The sequence below is a fragment of the Vallitalea longa genome (assembly GCF_027923465.1).
Taxonomy (GTDB): Bacteria; Bacillota; Clostridia; order Lachnospirales; family Vallitaleaceae; genus Vallitalea; species Vallitalea longa.
In genome coordinates, this window is the sequence record NZ_BRLB01000001.1 from 884612 (window position 1) to 900359 (window position 15748).

A 15748-nucleotide genomic window follows, 5' to 3' on the forward strand; every position below is an offset into this window, starting at 1 on the left:
GTTTTTTAATTATACATGCTAATATAAGTATCCGAACTTAGCAGGAATATATATACTTTTATCTATCAAATCTTCTACGTCTGTATATCATAACGAATATTATAAAAGAAATCAAAATCCAAGCTATCAAAGCAATAAAATTTCGTCCATAGTCTATATCAATGTTATGATTATTAACCATTTTATTGAGCAGCATCTGTGAATGATATGTAGGTAGAAAAACAGCTATATGTGATAGAGTAATGTTAAACTGAGCTAGATATGGAAATATATAAAATATTAATAATATAGGAAGACTATTAGTTCCTGTTGACATTACCGTTTTAGATATAATACCTATTATAGCACCTATAAATATCATTATTGTGGATGTAAATAATGATGTAATTATATATATCAATAAGTATTCTTTTGGAGAACTGATGATCAAATATATAGCTATATTAGTGATATTAGCGTAAAGCCAAGTAACAATTCCTTTTCCAGTCAGAAATTCAGTGGGAGTTACAGTTGATAACATAAGTGTCCTAAGAGTATTTTTTTCTTTTTCTTCTGATATAATCATTGCCATAATCATTGGTGTCAGAAGTGCTGAGTTCATAAGAAAGAGCACCGGTAATAACTGCATCTTAATCACTTCATCTGTAACCATGATACTAATAAAAATAGCCCCTATGAGAGGTATTAGTCCAACTACTGTGATATTTGGATTCCTTACTATATCTTTCATTTCTTTTCTAACTAATGCATTAACTCTTCTCATGGAAAAATCCATCTTATAAGTCCCTCCCTGTTAATCTTAAAAATATTTCTTCTAAATTAGGTTCTTTGGAATGAATTGACAATACTTTGCCTTCTTGCATCCATTTCAGAATATCATTTAAGCCTTCAACATCTTTACTAACGTTCATTTTTTGATCATTTTCCAATAATACTTCAATAATATTTTCTGCATATTGAAGTTTCAGTTTTTCTGGATTTCCTGTCAAAACGATTTCCCCATTATTCAGAAATGCTACTCTGTCACACAACTTATCTGCTTCTTCCATTCTGTGAGTCGTCAGAAAGATAGTCGTTCCTTCTTGCTTCAATTCATTAAGTAATTTATGTATTTCATTAGATGTTCCAGGATCCAATGATGATGTTGGCTCGTCTAGAAAAAGTAATTTTGGTTTATGAATTAGAGTTCTTGCAAGAATCAATCTCTGTTTCATTCCCCTTGAAAGTTTTTTTACTATCTTTTTTTTATGATCAATTAAATCAACTTTTTTTAGTAGAATATCAATCTCTTTTTTATTGATATTATGAATATCTGCAAACACTTTTAGATTTTCATATACGGATATTCTTTCATATACACCGCTATTATCAGATAATATACCTATACCCTTGAATATCTTATTTTTCAATAATCTGATATTCTTGCCAAATAACTTGATTTCTCCATCTGAAGGTAATAGTTGGTTAGTCAATATTTTAATGGTAGTAGTTTTCCCCGCCCCATTTGGACCAAGGAATCCAAAAATTTCTCCTTCATCAACAGAAAAATCAATTCCCTTAAGAACATGATTTTCTTTAAAATGTTTATCAACATTTTTTACTTCTATAATTTTTTTCATTATTAAAACTCCTTTCTGGATTACAAATATATTATGCCAAAATATAATAGATTGAACTATCAATTTGCTTTGAAAGGAGTATATTCAATGTTAAAAGATGCTTTTTCGGAGGTAAAAATAAAGTTATTTTGCCTGAGTGAAGTATATATAACCCCCAATAGTACATAATTATATGTTAAGAATCTGCTTAAGTTCTTCCATTCTTCCTTTTGAAAGAGGTATTGAACTCTTGTTTTTATCATCAAGTATCAAACTATAACTATTCCTTGTCCATGTAATAACTTCTCTCACTCTTTGTAGATTTACCAGATATGATCTGTGGCATCTAAAAAAACCAATGTGTTTTAATCTTTTCTCAAGACTACTTAGGGTAAGAGAACATTGAAATTTTTCTGTACCCACATTAAGGTAACACGAACCGTCTATGGTTTCTATATAATCGATTTCCATAGGATTGAATAAAATGATTTTGTCATCTATTTTAGTTGGTATTTTCTCTATTTTTATATTAGGTAATTCAGTTTCATCATTTTCATTTGAGATATCTATTTGGGTAATAGAATCATTATCCGTATCATTTTCTTTTTGGTTTTCAAGTTCATTCTCTATAATATTCAGTCCTTTTTCATTCAATATGTATGAATCTCCATCAATAAGTATAGTATCTTCAAGAGTAACAGAAAAAGCTAATATGCTTATTCCTATAGATTTCATATGAACTATGTTTTCTCTAATGATACGACTACTTTGTCTGTCAAGATTCAAAGTGGGTTCTTGTATCAATAATAGATCTGGCTTATTTATAAGAGCTCTTGCCAAACTGATTCTCTTCTTTTCTGAGTAACTTAAGGAATTTATCCTTGAATCAGCGATATCTAGTAATGCAAATCTAGTCAAGACATCTTTCATCTTTTGTTTATAATTAAACAGCCTATTGAAAAATGTGAGATAATCATTAACTGTAAGTCTATCATAGAAACCTTCTTCTTTATATATTACTCCTATGTTCTTGTTATTTTTCTTAAAATAATCTTCTGGAGATTTCTCATCTATTATAATTTCCCCTTTTGTAGGCATAATCTTTGAGGTAATCATATTCATCATTGTTAAAGACATTTCCTCTGTACATTTAATAGACATGCACTGTCCTCTATCTATGGTAAAAGATATATCATCAATCAGTACTGTATTTCCATCTTCTCTAGATACATTTTCAAATCTTAATATACTCATTTATGTACTCCTTCTTGAATAGGATGCATTTTCATAGTCTTAGTTTGTAGAATTCATTGCAACTTGAACAACTCCATCTGTCTATTAATCCTATCAATAATCTTCTTTTTAAAACTTTCTGGTCCTACTACCTTCAAGATTGGACCGAAAGCAATTAATTGTATTATTAACTCTGTTTCATCAAAATCATAGTAATGTATTTTAATTCTACATGTATTAGTTTCTTCATCATATTCAGAGTCTCTCTCATAATTTGAAAGATGCACAAATACACGTTCAAACCCATTTCTTTTGTTTTTTATTATTATTTCTATAGGCTCAGACATTCTATGAGCATATATAAACTCAGCTATTTCGGAAGGATACTTTGATTTTTCTAGAATTGCTACTTTTATTATTCTAGCTACGTTTATCTTACTATGAAAAACTATTTTACTTCTATTAATCAAAACAGCATTCAAACGGAATTTATCATCTTTTACGGAATATTCTAGCCTATAGCCTGCATAACTTGCTTTTTTTATTACACCTTGGGAATTCTTATATATTATGGTCATACATTTTTTGTTATTTACGCAATATAATAGTCTTCTGAAATTATCTATATAATTTGGATCATCATATGGATCTCCATCATTTGCTTGGTTTATTGAAATTATATCATCTGGGTTAAATAATTCATCAACATCTGATAGTCGATTTTCCATGATTTTCATTTCTTCTTCATTAAAAAATAATTTTATTCTTTTATCAATCAATATTGTTTTCAACCATCTCAATTCTAATGTTGTCAATACTACCTTTTGCTTCTTTTTAAGAATTGACTTGTATCCTTCTTGAGTCTCATATAACAGATTATAACTGTCTTTATCATCATTTATTATTTTAGGGGCAAGTGCAAGAGCAGTATCCCCGAATCCTTTTTCTTGTAATAGATTATATATGTGAACTGTTGAAATAGGTTTCTTATGAGCTTCATGTAATAATTCATTAAGTAATTGATAATATCTACCGTATATCTCGCTAAATACACTCATTCTCTTCCTCCTTATACATTTCATACATTGCATAAATATCACTTAGAAATCTTTTTTCTATAATTTTATTACTGCAATTGAAAGAAATAATCCTTCCTATTAAGGTTCTAAGCCAAGGAACCATTTCATTAGCATCAATTACTTCAATAGTATATAAGAAAGTATTTTCAGTTACTCTATTAAGTATCCCATGTTTTCCTTCTCTTTTAATTCTCTTTATCATATAGTCTTCATATTTTTCATCTATATATAGTTTTACTTCGATTTTATCCAAGTTCTTTTTATTGAATACAGTAATGCCCCAGCTTTTTTTCAAGAGAATTTCTAAACAATGAACATAATTGTCATACTCATATTCATTATTTGCTTCATCTAATTTTACATCTTTAATATTATCTATCCTAAATGTTGAAATACGAGCATACTTAATGTTATATGCCGCAAGATATCTTCTTCCAGTACTAACATTATCTAATATTTTAAGTGGTATAGCTTTTATACAATTATTTATGCTTTTTCTATAGCCACTTGTAAATTCTATGGTTCTGTATTCATTTATAGCTTTTAGAATATTAAGCAGTACCTCATCATCTAATGTATTAGCTAGATAAACATGACGAAATGAAAAAAGAGGATTATCAATTATAGAACTATCTACTCTATTACGTATGTAATTGCCAACAACACCCATAGGTAATATATTTTGATAATATCCACACACATGTAACAATTTATCAGTAATCTCATGAGTTAATTGTGGATATCCCTGTGTATTAATATAATACTGTAATTTCTTTCCATTTCTTATACTATACAATATTCCTACATCCGTATATTCTTTCAACTTATTTCTTACAGTCATATTATCGGGTATCTTAACATTTTGAAATCTACTTAGGTAGTCGTTAAGAATTTTATCAATGATTTCATTAAGTGTTAGTCCATCATGCATGTTCAATATATCTAATATAATAAAGTGAAGCATAATATCGTTTTTAGTAAATGTTTTTGTATGCCATGTTGCAAAAAGAGGATTCTCTTCCATATCAATAGTATCAGCTGTAATATATAACCTCTTCCCTCTGGAAGAATTACTGTATCTTATATATTCCGATAAATAATTCTCTATCCTTCTCTTCTCATTATCATAACTTCTACTACTCTTTATATCAAAGTCATTCCGACATTTATAACCATATACATGAAATTCTCTTAAATAATCCCTAATCTTTTCATAGTTCTTAATCAGCTCATTAAATTCAGCCATCATATCACCTTCATTTCTACTATTAACCCATATAAAAAAAACTATGTTTTTTTTACTCTACTTCAAACTCAATTATCCTTTATACATATTATAAAATACTATCATTATGTAAATACACTGTCAATTTGGTATTAACAAATTTAATATTATAGTAACATGTTTTCGAGTTCGCAACTTTTTTTTAATGATATGAAAAAAGAAAAATGATAACATATGTTCATGATGAGGAACACGATAACGAGTATACATAATTAATAAGGAGTTAAAAAATGTTTGTAATATACGATAAAAATAAAAATAAGTTTCCTATAAAAGTATGGCTAGAAGATGTTAATAAAATTGAAGATGACTGTATGCAACAAGCTACCAATTTATCTAATTTACCTTTTTTACATAAATGGGTCTGTCTTATGCCTGATACACATACAGGTAAGGGAATGCCTATCGGTGGTGTCATTGCAACTGATAATGTGATAATACCTAATGCTGTAGGTTCTGATATCGGATGTGGCATGGCTTATATACAAACTAATATACCTGCTGCATTACTAACAAATATCGAAACACCTAACGGTATATTGATTAAGGGAATAATAGGTGATATCCTTCGAAATATCCCTGTTGGCTTCTCACATCATAAAGAAAAACAAAAAAGTGAAATATTGGATAAAGCTCTTGATAATATAGAATTATACCAAGATGCAGAAGAACTCATTCCTGAAATAGAGGATGGATATTACCAACTAGGAACTCTAGGTGGAGGTAATCATTTTATTGAACTTCAAAAAGACGAAGAGGGTTTTGTTTGTATTATGCTTCACTCAGGTAGTCGCCATTTTGGATACAAAATATGTAATCATTTTCACAAAATAGCAAGAGACCTTAATTCAAAATGGTTTTCAACAGTTCCTGATAAATATAAATTAGCTTTTTTGCCTGTTGATACTAAAGAAGGTCGATCTTATATCAATTGGATGAATCTAGCTCTTGATTTTGCAAGAGAAAACAGAAATAGATTACTTGATTCAGTAGTTACGATTGTTGATAAATGGTTGAATAAGCATTGTAATTATAACCCGGAATATACTAATCTGATTAATTGCCATCATAATTATGCTGCTATTGAACATCATTATGGCAAAAATGTTTGGGTACATAGAAAAGGTGCAATACGCGCAAGAGAAAATGATCTTGGAATTATTCCTGGTGCAATGGGTTCTTACAGCTATATTGTAAGAGGCAAAGGTAATCTGGACAGTTTTCATTCTTGTTCACATGGTGCTGGAAGATTGATGTCCAGAAAAAAAGCTATAGAAACCTTTAGTGTCAACGAGGTAATCAATGATTTAAAAGAATGTGATGTTGTCATTGGCAAGCAATCCAAACAGGATATTGCCGAAGAATCACGATTCGCTTATAAAAATATAGATACAGTTATTAACAATGAACTTGATTTAATAGAACCAATAAAAAAATTAAAGACTATTGGTGTTGTAAAAGGTTAATTACGGAAGTTAGTTCTTCCTTAATTATATATTGTATTTCTTCTATGCTAAGACTTTCAATGTCTTGCGGTGCCTATATGTTATTGACGGTATGCCGAAGTCATACAAAGAAATAGAGACAACCATCTCTACTGCTCAAGAAAGAGCATTTGGTAAAAACATCTTAAAAATGTTTGGGGTTCGAATCCCTATAGTTACTATTAATAAAAATAAAATGATGTTTGTTGATTTTACTACTTCCCTAGCGATATACGATAATAATCATTTGATACTCTCATATAATTATTAATTGTATAATCACAGCAAAAACAGTACCTTGCAGTTGATGGGATACCGTTATAACTTGATTATATCCATAATATGTATAGATAGCTTAGGCTTTTTAGAATATTACCGATATATGATACTTATAACTTAACATTAACTCCGTACATGTTTTTGTGGGAATTATTATATTAACGCAATCAAAAAAATGGAAGGTGATATTTATGAAATATTATATTAAAAAAAATGAAAGAGGCTTACTATTTAAAAATGGAGATTATGTGGAATCAATCCAACCTGGAGAACACTCATACTCATCCTTTTTGAAATATGAGGTTATTGTTTTAGATATTAACCAACCATTTGCTTGTAAAGATTATAGTTTAGATACATTTATGGATGATAAAGTTTTATTGGAAGAGTTAGATATCTTGGACGTAAAAGATAATGAACTTGCATTTCATTATATAGATGGTAAATTCTCAGATATATATGAATCAGGTAAATTTGTATTCTGGAATATAAATAAAAAAAATGATTTTAAGATAGTTGATATTACAAAACCAGAAATCAGTCAAGATATAGTTAATGATATATTCAACATAACTAACATCTTCAATTCAAAACTTAATGATAAATATCTTGAAATAAATGTACGTTCTTATGAAAAAGCACTCCTTTTTTATAACAACAATTTTCAAAGGATACTAGAACCAGGGAAATACTTCTACTGGACTAAATACATAGATATAACCGTAAAAACAGTTGACATGAGACAGCAACAATTAGATATGATCGGTCAAGAGATAATGACTGCTGATAAAGTTAATCTAAGAATTAATTTTTCTTGTCAATACAAGATTATAGATATACTAAAGACAACACTAGAAATCAAAGATTATGCTAATCAATTATATATATTAGTCCAACTTATATTACGTGAATACATAGGTGGCGTCAAACTAGACGATTTACTAATATCAAAACAAGATATCGCTGATTATGTGTTATCTAAGTTAAAAGCCAAAGAAGATGAAATGGGAATAAAATTCATCTTTGCAGGTATAAAAGATGTGGTTCTTCCTGGTGAAATAAAGAGAATATTCAATACAGTTCTATTGGCTGAGAAAAAAGCCCAAGCCAATGTTATAACTAGGCGAGAAGAAATCGCTTCTACAAGAAGTCTACTTAATACTGCAAAACTCATGGATGAAAATAAGACTCTATATAAATTGAAAGAATTAGAACACATAGAAAAAATCTGTGAGAAAGTCGGTAATATTTCACTTGATAGTGGAAGTAATGTTTTGAATAATCTAGGAAATCTGTTTAGAGGTATATAGAACATAGAATACCCTGTAGCTTAATAATCCAACAGCTACAGGGTTATTTAATTATTCTAGTTTTCTTGCTTATATTCTATATCACTACAGTTATGAATTTCTGGTTCAAAAATTTTCTCTTCTCCTTCAAAAGGATAGATATCAATATTAAGTTTATCATCTCGATAATTAATAATATATATCTTGTCTTTTATCGGAAAGATATATTGGCCATTATAGATCTCTTTATCTATGGGAACTTCTAAATATTTATTGAGATTATTGGTATCAAATATTCTTAGATGATTATATGGTTTGTCTTTGAATATACTTAAAGTGTGTGTATCAGGATTATAAGTATATTCGAAACTCATATCTTGCTCTTTAACTAAATACCAATAATTATATTTATCAATGTCTATTATTGCTAAATAAGGTCCTCCAAAAAAATTCTCTATCATTAATTGATTATCGCTTAGCCAACACAAATTACATATTTCTAAGTTACAATTCAATAATGTATTCCCCTTAGAGTCGATTATAGTTGGTCCGGAACTTGACTCATACTCACCAATTAGATATGCCATATAATTATCATCTGTGGACCATCTGGGAGATTGTGGAATATAGACATAATATCCACAACCAGCTCCTATAGTTTCATCAATATAATCCCCTTCCTCAATTAATTTTTCACCTAACTTTTTGCTATTAATATATATATTATAATTATCTTTTGTATAACTTTCTGTTTTTCCATCATGTGATAATCTATAATCAATTATGTCTGATTCAATATCTTCACTTCTAATGACTTCATGAGAAACAGGATCTATATAAATAAGCTGTTGTTGTAAGTTACATACTACTTCATTATCTTTAGATTTATAGAAGCAACCTGTGTAACCAGTAGAATAGTTCTTTTCTCCATTACCCTCATATATTTTTTTTAATGGATTATTCTCTAAGTCAGTAACATCAATTCCATATATCTGAACCATTTTATCATCATAATTATCTCTTGCTATGTAGACATAGTCATCAATCACATTCATACTCAGATAGCCATAGGGGTCATCCTTCAAATCTATAGAATATGATGTATAAGTTTTGTCTCCAGCAAATGTGTGTGTACTTTTTTCTATATTAGTAGTTGTATTTTGTATATCTTTCTGGTCTTCCAATTCTTCTGATTCTTGATTATTGTTAGTAGTTGATATACTATCTTCATCAAGATTCTCTTTCTTGTCATCAACTGGAATTGATTGCTCATCAATATCCTCTAAATAGTCGTTCTGCAATACAACATCGTCAACAATATTATCTGGTGCATCTGCCTTATTTTCACACCCACATACAGATATAATCAATATAAATAACACAATTAATACTTTAATTAGTTTCATGTTTTCCCCTTAATAATCATTTAGATTTAACAACGTACAATATTAAAGTCAAAGTTTCAACTTCTTATAAATTTATATATACAAAGTTATTACAAATATGATATCAATAAAATATTAAAGCTATGTTATAAATTTTTGAATTTATTATTAATTAAGATTAACATAAAAAAATATTTATTACTAAATTGTTACGCTTGATAGATATTAATCAGTCTTGTTAAGATTCAACCAGTAACTAAAATATGTAGGTATGGGGTTAACGGAAATTCACTACAGATCTTGTTAATGTTTAACGAAAACAATAAAGATGTTAATAAACCTAAAAGTAAAAAGACCAAAACCGCATCCAAGGTTTGATACACCTCTTAGTTTCCAGTTACAGTTAGCAAGATACATATTATATATATGTAATCAAAAAATGTATTTTATCCCATAAATCATGTCGTTCGTCAGGATTTGTAGAAATTATATTGTAAAAGATATAGTATTTAATAAGAGAAAGGAGTATTGTTATGGGGTATACAAAATATGATTTAGATAGGTTGAATGATACAGAAAAAGATTTAAAAAGAATAACAGAAAATATAGACAGTAAATTTGATGAATTCAAAGAGATTAATAATACCATTGACATTGATATTAAATTAAGAGACAATATATATGATCAATTTAAAGATTTGATGAAAGACTTTGAATATCTTGTTGAACGAACATACAACGCAGATAAACTTATTAATTCCGCTATATTTGAATATAGTAACGGTGAACAGAAAATCAGTACTCTATTTAATGGATTTGTAGATATAGCCAATATGTTTCATGATGAAAATAAAGCTCAAACCCAATCTGCTAAAACAAGTATAACTGGTATCAATATTATACAAAAATGGTTTAAAGGACTTAAAGATTATTTCAAAAGTAAAATAAATCATATAAAGAACTTTTTGGATGTAAAAGAAGTTTATGTAAACAATAAAGATTATTTTAAAACAAAAAATAATAAAAAAAATAGTGATATCAAAATAGGTTATTTATCAATATCCGGGAACAACTTTGAATATACTAGCCAAGAGAGAATTAAACAAATACAGCAGTTTATTAAAAATAAAGGGATAAACATTGACGTAACAGGAGAATTGGATAGAGCTACATTACAAGCTTCACTGATGGTTGGAATTGATGAATTAAAAGATAATGGGTTTATTCAAGAAGATAATTTTTTTAGATATGATATGCTTAATTTTCACTCATACATACAGAATAATCGTATTATGTATGTTAACCCTAGTGGACATGATAATGATAGAGTTAGCAATGAGGGTTCTAGTGAAGATGGATTTGATTTATTTAACATTGACCCTAAAGATGTAACAAGAAATGTTTCAAAATGGTTAATAGGAAATCCAGTCAATGTATTTATAACTCAGCACCCATACTTAATGGAATCCCTTACAAAAGTACCAGTCACAGATATATTTTATGCAGCAGGATTTGTCATGGATGATAATGGTGTTTACCATGCACGACAAGATGCTTTACAGCAAATTGGTGGATACAATGATTTTTATGACATAGTTTTCGATTATGCAACTAGCATGAAAAAAGAAAGATTTGAGTTTAGTTCAGGAAAAAGAGACTATGTTATTTGGACCTGGAAAGGTGATTACTTAAACTTAGGTTCAGGAGCAGAATTAGGTATATATTCACATGATTCAGGTATTGCTAGCATAGTTGATGTTACAAGCCCTATTGATGATCATTGGTTAGTAGATACAAGTCTTGCAATGCCTATGACATTAACTTTAAAAGATAAGAATGACAATATTATTGCTGATTACAATCCTGGAAAAGATAATCCGCAATGGTGGATAACAGCCTTTAATCCGTATGAGCAAAATGTTAACGCTAGTAATTTGACTGTCACGTATACTATTGATTTTACAGGTAATAAGACTATGTTCGATGATTTTATTACATCTGATGATTATTTACAGCATAGTGATTCTTGGTCAAGTGCAGAGAATAACAAATATTTAATGACGTATGAATTCAAATAAAATGGTATAGTAGTATAATTTTGTCATGAATAATAAGTGAGGTAAAAATTATGAAGAGATATATTCGTTTACTCTTTTTAGTAGTAATTGTCTTTATTTTAAGTTCGTGTTTTGGCGGTTCAAGAACTAAAATGCTTAATAAATCATCTGATGAAGAAATTGCAAATGAAAAACTGATCAACATAATTAATTATATTGAAAACAAGGATGAAGAAGCACTAAAAGCTATGTTTTCTAAAAGAGCAATAGATGAATCAGGAGATTTTAGTGAGAATGCAGATTTACTTTTTGACTTCTATGAAGGTGTAATGATTTCATGGGAAAAAAGTAGTGGTCCTCACGTTAGTGAATCTACTAATTATGGTGAAGTTATTAAAGAAGTGGATTCATACTACCATGTCGAAACGGATAAGGAGACATACTTTTTCTTAATAAATGATTTCCCAATAGATGATTCTAATGTTGACAATGAAGGTGTGAATATGCTATTAGTCGTATTAGCTGAGGATCGTTTAGATATCTATGATAAAGAGAATGAAATATTATTTAAAGATGGTAAAGCAATAACACCACCAGGTATATATTTACCAATAAGGTAAATTATAAGATTTTTTTCTAAAATTTTAGGGTTGAACAATCCTACCCAGTGCCTAACAAATCAAACCCATTATTATAAGTAAACATAAGGACAGGTAATTTGTCCCAATAAGCCTATATTCAAACATAAGTAACGGTTCATTTTATATATAATCATACAAAAATATATTAACCCTAAAGATGTAGTGGTCAAGCTTTTTTGTAACATTAATGGATTTTTAATAACTTCTTTTAAAAAAAGTTAATTCATTGTTATAAGAGTGTGGGCATTTATAACTATAAAATAAATATGGCTAATTACCACTTGTTTAAGATAGGGATAAATTCTCTCTTTTTTCCTATATATGGTAATTATTGTTAGTGTGTTTTATAAAATAAAAGGAATCTCTTCTTATCCAATCGCTAAGAAGAGATTCCCTTCTAAATATATATGTTCAATTATTGAAGGAAATTACCTTATTGTCCAATCAACCCATCATATAATAAGTTAACCAACTCTCCAGTACCACCTTTATTAGTCCCCGTAGACGGTACATAATCTCCCGAAGCTTCCCAGAACATGATACCTCCATAATTATTATTAATTACATAATCAATTTTTTCCTGTAGAGATATGAGATCTTCATAAGTATACATTTCACCTTTAGTCTCACTATACAGATATGGAACTTTTGAAACTGGGTCACGATATTTCTGGAATGAACTATCCTGCTCTTTTGATTTCACATTATAATATGGATTATTTCCAGCCCATCTGCCTCCATCCCATATACCATGAGCTCCATAGGTATCTGTATGATTCTTGCCCGAACATGTTGCATACAATCCTGGCAAACTACTTATTGGACCATTATTCTGCACTTTAGCCCATCCTCTAGAATAAAAAGGTGAACTCAAAACCAATTTATCTGATTCTACACCATATGATTTCAGACACTCTAGTGCTTGATGAATAGAATATTTTTTCATCAACTCCACATTGGCTTCTACTTCTACAGGATCAGTATATAATGACTGGAAATACGCTCTGTATGCATTCTCTGAATCTTGATTGAAATATAAGGGTGATTGATGACCTGTAATTCCTTCAAATGCACCATGCATATCAAAAGTCATTACATTAATGAAATCAACATATTGCGAATATAGATTAGGCTCTGTCTGCTGTATTTTATCCACTCCCGCTCCAACAGCGGTTGTAAGATAATAATATCTATCATCTGCTGCACCAGCTTGGTCAAGTGTCTCCCTCATTTGCTGTAAAAGCAGAGTAAATGTCTGTTTTTCATCTGGTGTAGCATAAGGTGTACCTAGATCATTAGGATTATCAACTGTATCACCTAAGCGATAAAAAGCAGGATACTCCCAATCGATATCAACACCATCAAAATTCCACTCTCTCAAAAAATCCACTACACTATTAGCAAACTTAACCCTCGATGCAGATGTAGCTGCTATATTATGAAATTCAGCAGACCTAGACCATCCTCCTACAGAGATTAGAATGTTGGTATTGGGATGCTGTTGTTTCAATTTCTTAAATTGACCTAAACACCCCTTAAAAGGTGAATCCCATGGTTCGCCAAAAGAAATGCCTGTTGCTGCCCATTCGTCAAATAAGGCTATTTCACCATTTTTGATATCTGCAAAAGCATAATTGATATGAGTCACTTTATCCCAAGGCAAATCAGATGGTGCATATTGGTTATGACCCGAATAAGCTGCCCATTCTGGATAATAGGCAATTATCCTCTTCCCTGCTGGAGGTGGTGTTGGTGTAGGATTAATAATTCCTAGAGCACCAAAATAATTAGAATAGAATGTAGAGAAATCATAATTATTATAAGCATCCCAGTTGATAGACCAAGTCATTATACCTCTCAAATCAGGATAACCATCTACCTTTTGAAGCTGATATTGTCCATTAAACGACTGACCTTTAATGATATAATCAAGAGCTTTTTCCATTTCAGTAGTATTAATGTATCCTCCACCTGCCGCATTACTACATGCAGGAAGGCCAATAGCTATCTGGTCTTGTCTTAATGGTGGAAATACACTATCAGGATTGTTGCCTACTGGGAAACCTCTTAATAACATTTCAGCCATAGCTACTTGAAAATCAGCAGTTCCTTGAGTATATGACATACCATCAAGTGCAACCATAGAACCCGAATTATAATGTTGTACATGAATATAATCAAGTTCATTCCTAAGAGCATATATAACTGGTAGATATGCTCCCCAAGATCCGCCATAAGTACTGTAACCACCTTGAACATAAGCTGTCTCAGGAGCCATAGTCAAAACAAAATCATTACCAAAATGATTTCTTATTTCTGTAATAGCATCAATTAGATTAACTACTTTAGCAGTTGTTGGATTAGTAAAATCCGTATCACCTGAATCTAGAGATAGAGAACTACCCTCTAGGTCAATATCAATGCCATCAAATCCATAAGTTTCAATAATATTAATCATAGTTGTTACAAAAGTTTGCTTAGCATTATTATCAGATAGAATAACTGTACCGTTACTTCCTCCTATGGAAATCAGTACTTTAGTTCCCCTCGCCTTCAATTTTTCTATATCTGATATAAACTCTGCATCAGTAGCATTAAACGGTGAAAAAGCCATTGTATATGTATCCCCTACTGGTTCTGCAAATGCTACATTGACTACATTAAAATCCGCAGATACATCTTTTAACCTTATCACTGTTGAACCATTATCAAAATTATGCCAATATCCTACAACAACTCTCTCTAAATCATTAGGTCCCTGACCTGGATCGGGATCTGGACCAGGACCTGGACCTGGATCTGTAGTTGGTAACCAAAGTGCCAAAACATTAGGTGGTTCCCATCCTGCTAGAGAGGTATGAGGTTGCCTGCACTCATAAACAGTACCGTCATAAGTAACTAAATCTCCCGTGTTATAACTAACCCCAACCTGCCATTCATTAATTTCTTGCGCTTGTAAACTAGTAAATGAAATTGTAGTAACAAGTAATACTGCTGTCAAAATCAACGTTAGAAAATGGTGTTTCTTCATGATAAATCATCCTCCTCTTTTTTTTGATTATGTTTATTAAAATGTCTGTATATAAGCCCGTTATGTTATATTGACATGTTTTAATATAAGCATTTTTTAATAGATGATTACCAAAAAACAAAAGGAATATATGTTGGATAAACTAACATAAATAATAAAATATTATTATGATTAATAAGATAATATCTAGATGAGTAAATTTTTTCCAATTTCGTTATATAAATATTATCATAGCATGTATATAAATACTATAAGATAATCTTGTTCTTTCTTGAACAATATTGTCCATCTTATCAACTTCACTTATTTAGATATTATTCCATTTATACATAAGAATAAAAGAGGCTACGCCTTATTAGATTTTGAAGGAAAATGGTAATTTAATTT

Annotated in this window: 11 protein-coding genes; 4 read left to right on the forward strand and 7 right to left on the reverse strand. The window is 29.8% G+C overall.

Features of this window, described 5'->3' with window-relative positions; genetic code table 11:
• Positions 1-58: 58 nt before the first annotated feature.
• From QMG30_RS03785 to QMG30_RS03805, 5 genes are all read right to left on the reverse strand, one after another.
• Positions 59-775, reverse strand: a complete 717-nt coding sequence (locus QMG30_RS03785) for an ABC transporter permease (RefSeq protein WP_281812378.1) — start codon at positions 773-775, stop codon at positions 59-61.
• Between the two features lies 1 nt (position 776).
• The gene (locus QMG30_RS03790) at positions 777-1619 is read right to left on the reverse strand and encodes an ABC transporter ATP-binding protein (protein ID WP_281812380.1); all 843 of its coding nucleotides are present in this window, start codon (positions 1617-1619) and stop codon (positions 777-779) included.
• Between the two features lie 168 nt (positions 1620-1787).
• Complete coding sequence (locus QMG30_RS03795) at positions 1788-2852, reverse strand: LytTR family transcriptional regulator DNA-binding domain-containing protein (protein WP_281812382.1); 1065 nt, start codon at positions 2850-2852, stop codon at positions 1788-1790.
• Positions 2853-2905: 53 nt separating this feature from the next.
• A complete protein-coding gene (locus QMG30_RS03800; protein ID WP_281812384.1) occupies positions 2906-3889 on the reverse strand; it encodes a WYL domain-containing protein in 984 nt (327 codons plus the stop codon).
• On the reverse strand, positions 3876-5156 hold the full coding sequence (locus QMG30_RS03805; RefSeq protein WP_281812386.1) for a WYL domain-containing protein: 1281 nt from the start codon (positions 5154-5156) through the stop codon (positions 3876-3878). The genes QMG30_RS03800 and QMG30_RS03805 overlap by 14 nt, the downstream gene beginning before the upstream one ends.
• A gap of 269 nt (positions 5157-5425) precedes the next feature.
• On the opposite strand from QMG30_RS03805, the gene QMG30_RS03810 reads away from it, so the two are divergent.
• Both QMG30_RS03810 and QMG30_RS03815 read left to right on the forward strand, forming a co-directional pair.
• On the forward strand, positions 5426-6661 hold the full coding sequence (locus tag QMG30_RS03810; RefSeq protein ID WP_281812388.1) for an RtcB family protein: 1236 nt from the start codon (positions 5426-5428) through the stop codon (positions 6659-6661).
• A 488-nt stretch (positions 6662-7149) separates the two neighbouring features.
• Positions 7150-8268, forward strand: coding sequence for a slipin family protein (locus QMG30_RS03815; RefSeq protein WP_281812390.1), 1119 nt, complete (start codon positions 7150-7152; stop codon positions 8266-8268).
• A gap of 56 nt (positions 8269-8324) precedes the next feature.
• Here QMG30_RS03815 and QMG30_RS03820 read toward each other — a convergent pair whose 3' ends face one another.
• A complete protein-coding gene (locus QMG30_RS03820) occupies positions 8325-9653 on the reverse strand; it encodes a hypothetical protein (RefSeq protein ID WP_281812392.1) in 1329 nt (442 codons plus the stop codon).
• A 512-nt stretch (positions 9654-10165) separates the two neighbouring features.
• Between QMG30_RS03820 and QMG30_RS03825 the strand changes: the two genes are divergently transcribed.
• Positions 10166-11710, forward strand: coding sequence for a hypothetical protein (locus tag QMG30_RS03825; protein ID WP_281812394.1), 1545 nt, complete (start codon positions 10166-10168; stop codon positions 11708-11710).
• A gap of 50 nt (positions 11711-11760) precedes the next feature.
• The gene (locus tag QMG30_RS03830) at positions 11761-12309 is read left to right on the forward strand and encodes a DUF5104 domain-containing protein (protein WP_281812396.1); all 549 of its coding nucleotides are present in this window, start codon (positions 11761-11763) and stop codon (positions 12307-12309) included.
• Between the two features lie 454 nt (positions 12310-12763).
• On the opposite strand, the gene QMG30_RS03835 is transcribed toward QMG30_RS03830, so the two are convergent.
• A complete protein-coding gene (locus QMG30_RS03835; RefSeq protein ID WP_281812398.1) occupies positions 12764-15361 on the reverse strand; it encodes a glycosyl hydrolase family 18 protein in 2598 nt (865 codons plus the stop codon).
• Positions 15362-15748 lie beyond the last annotated feature (387 nt).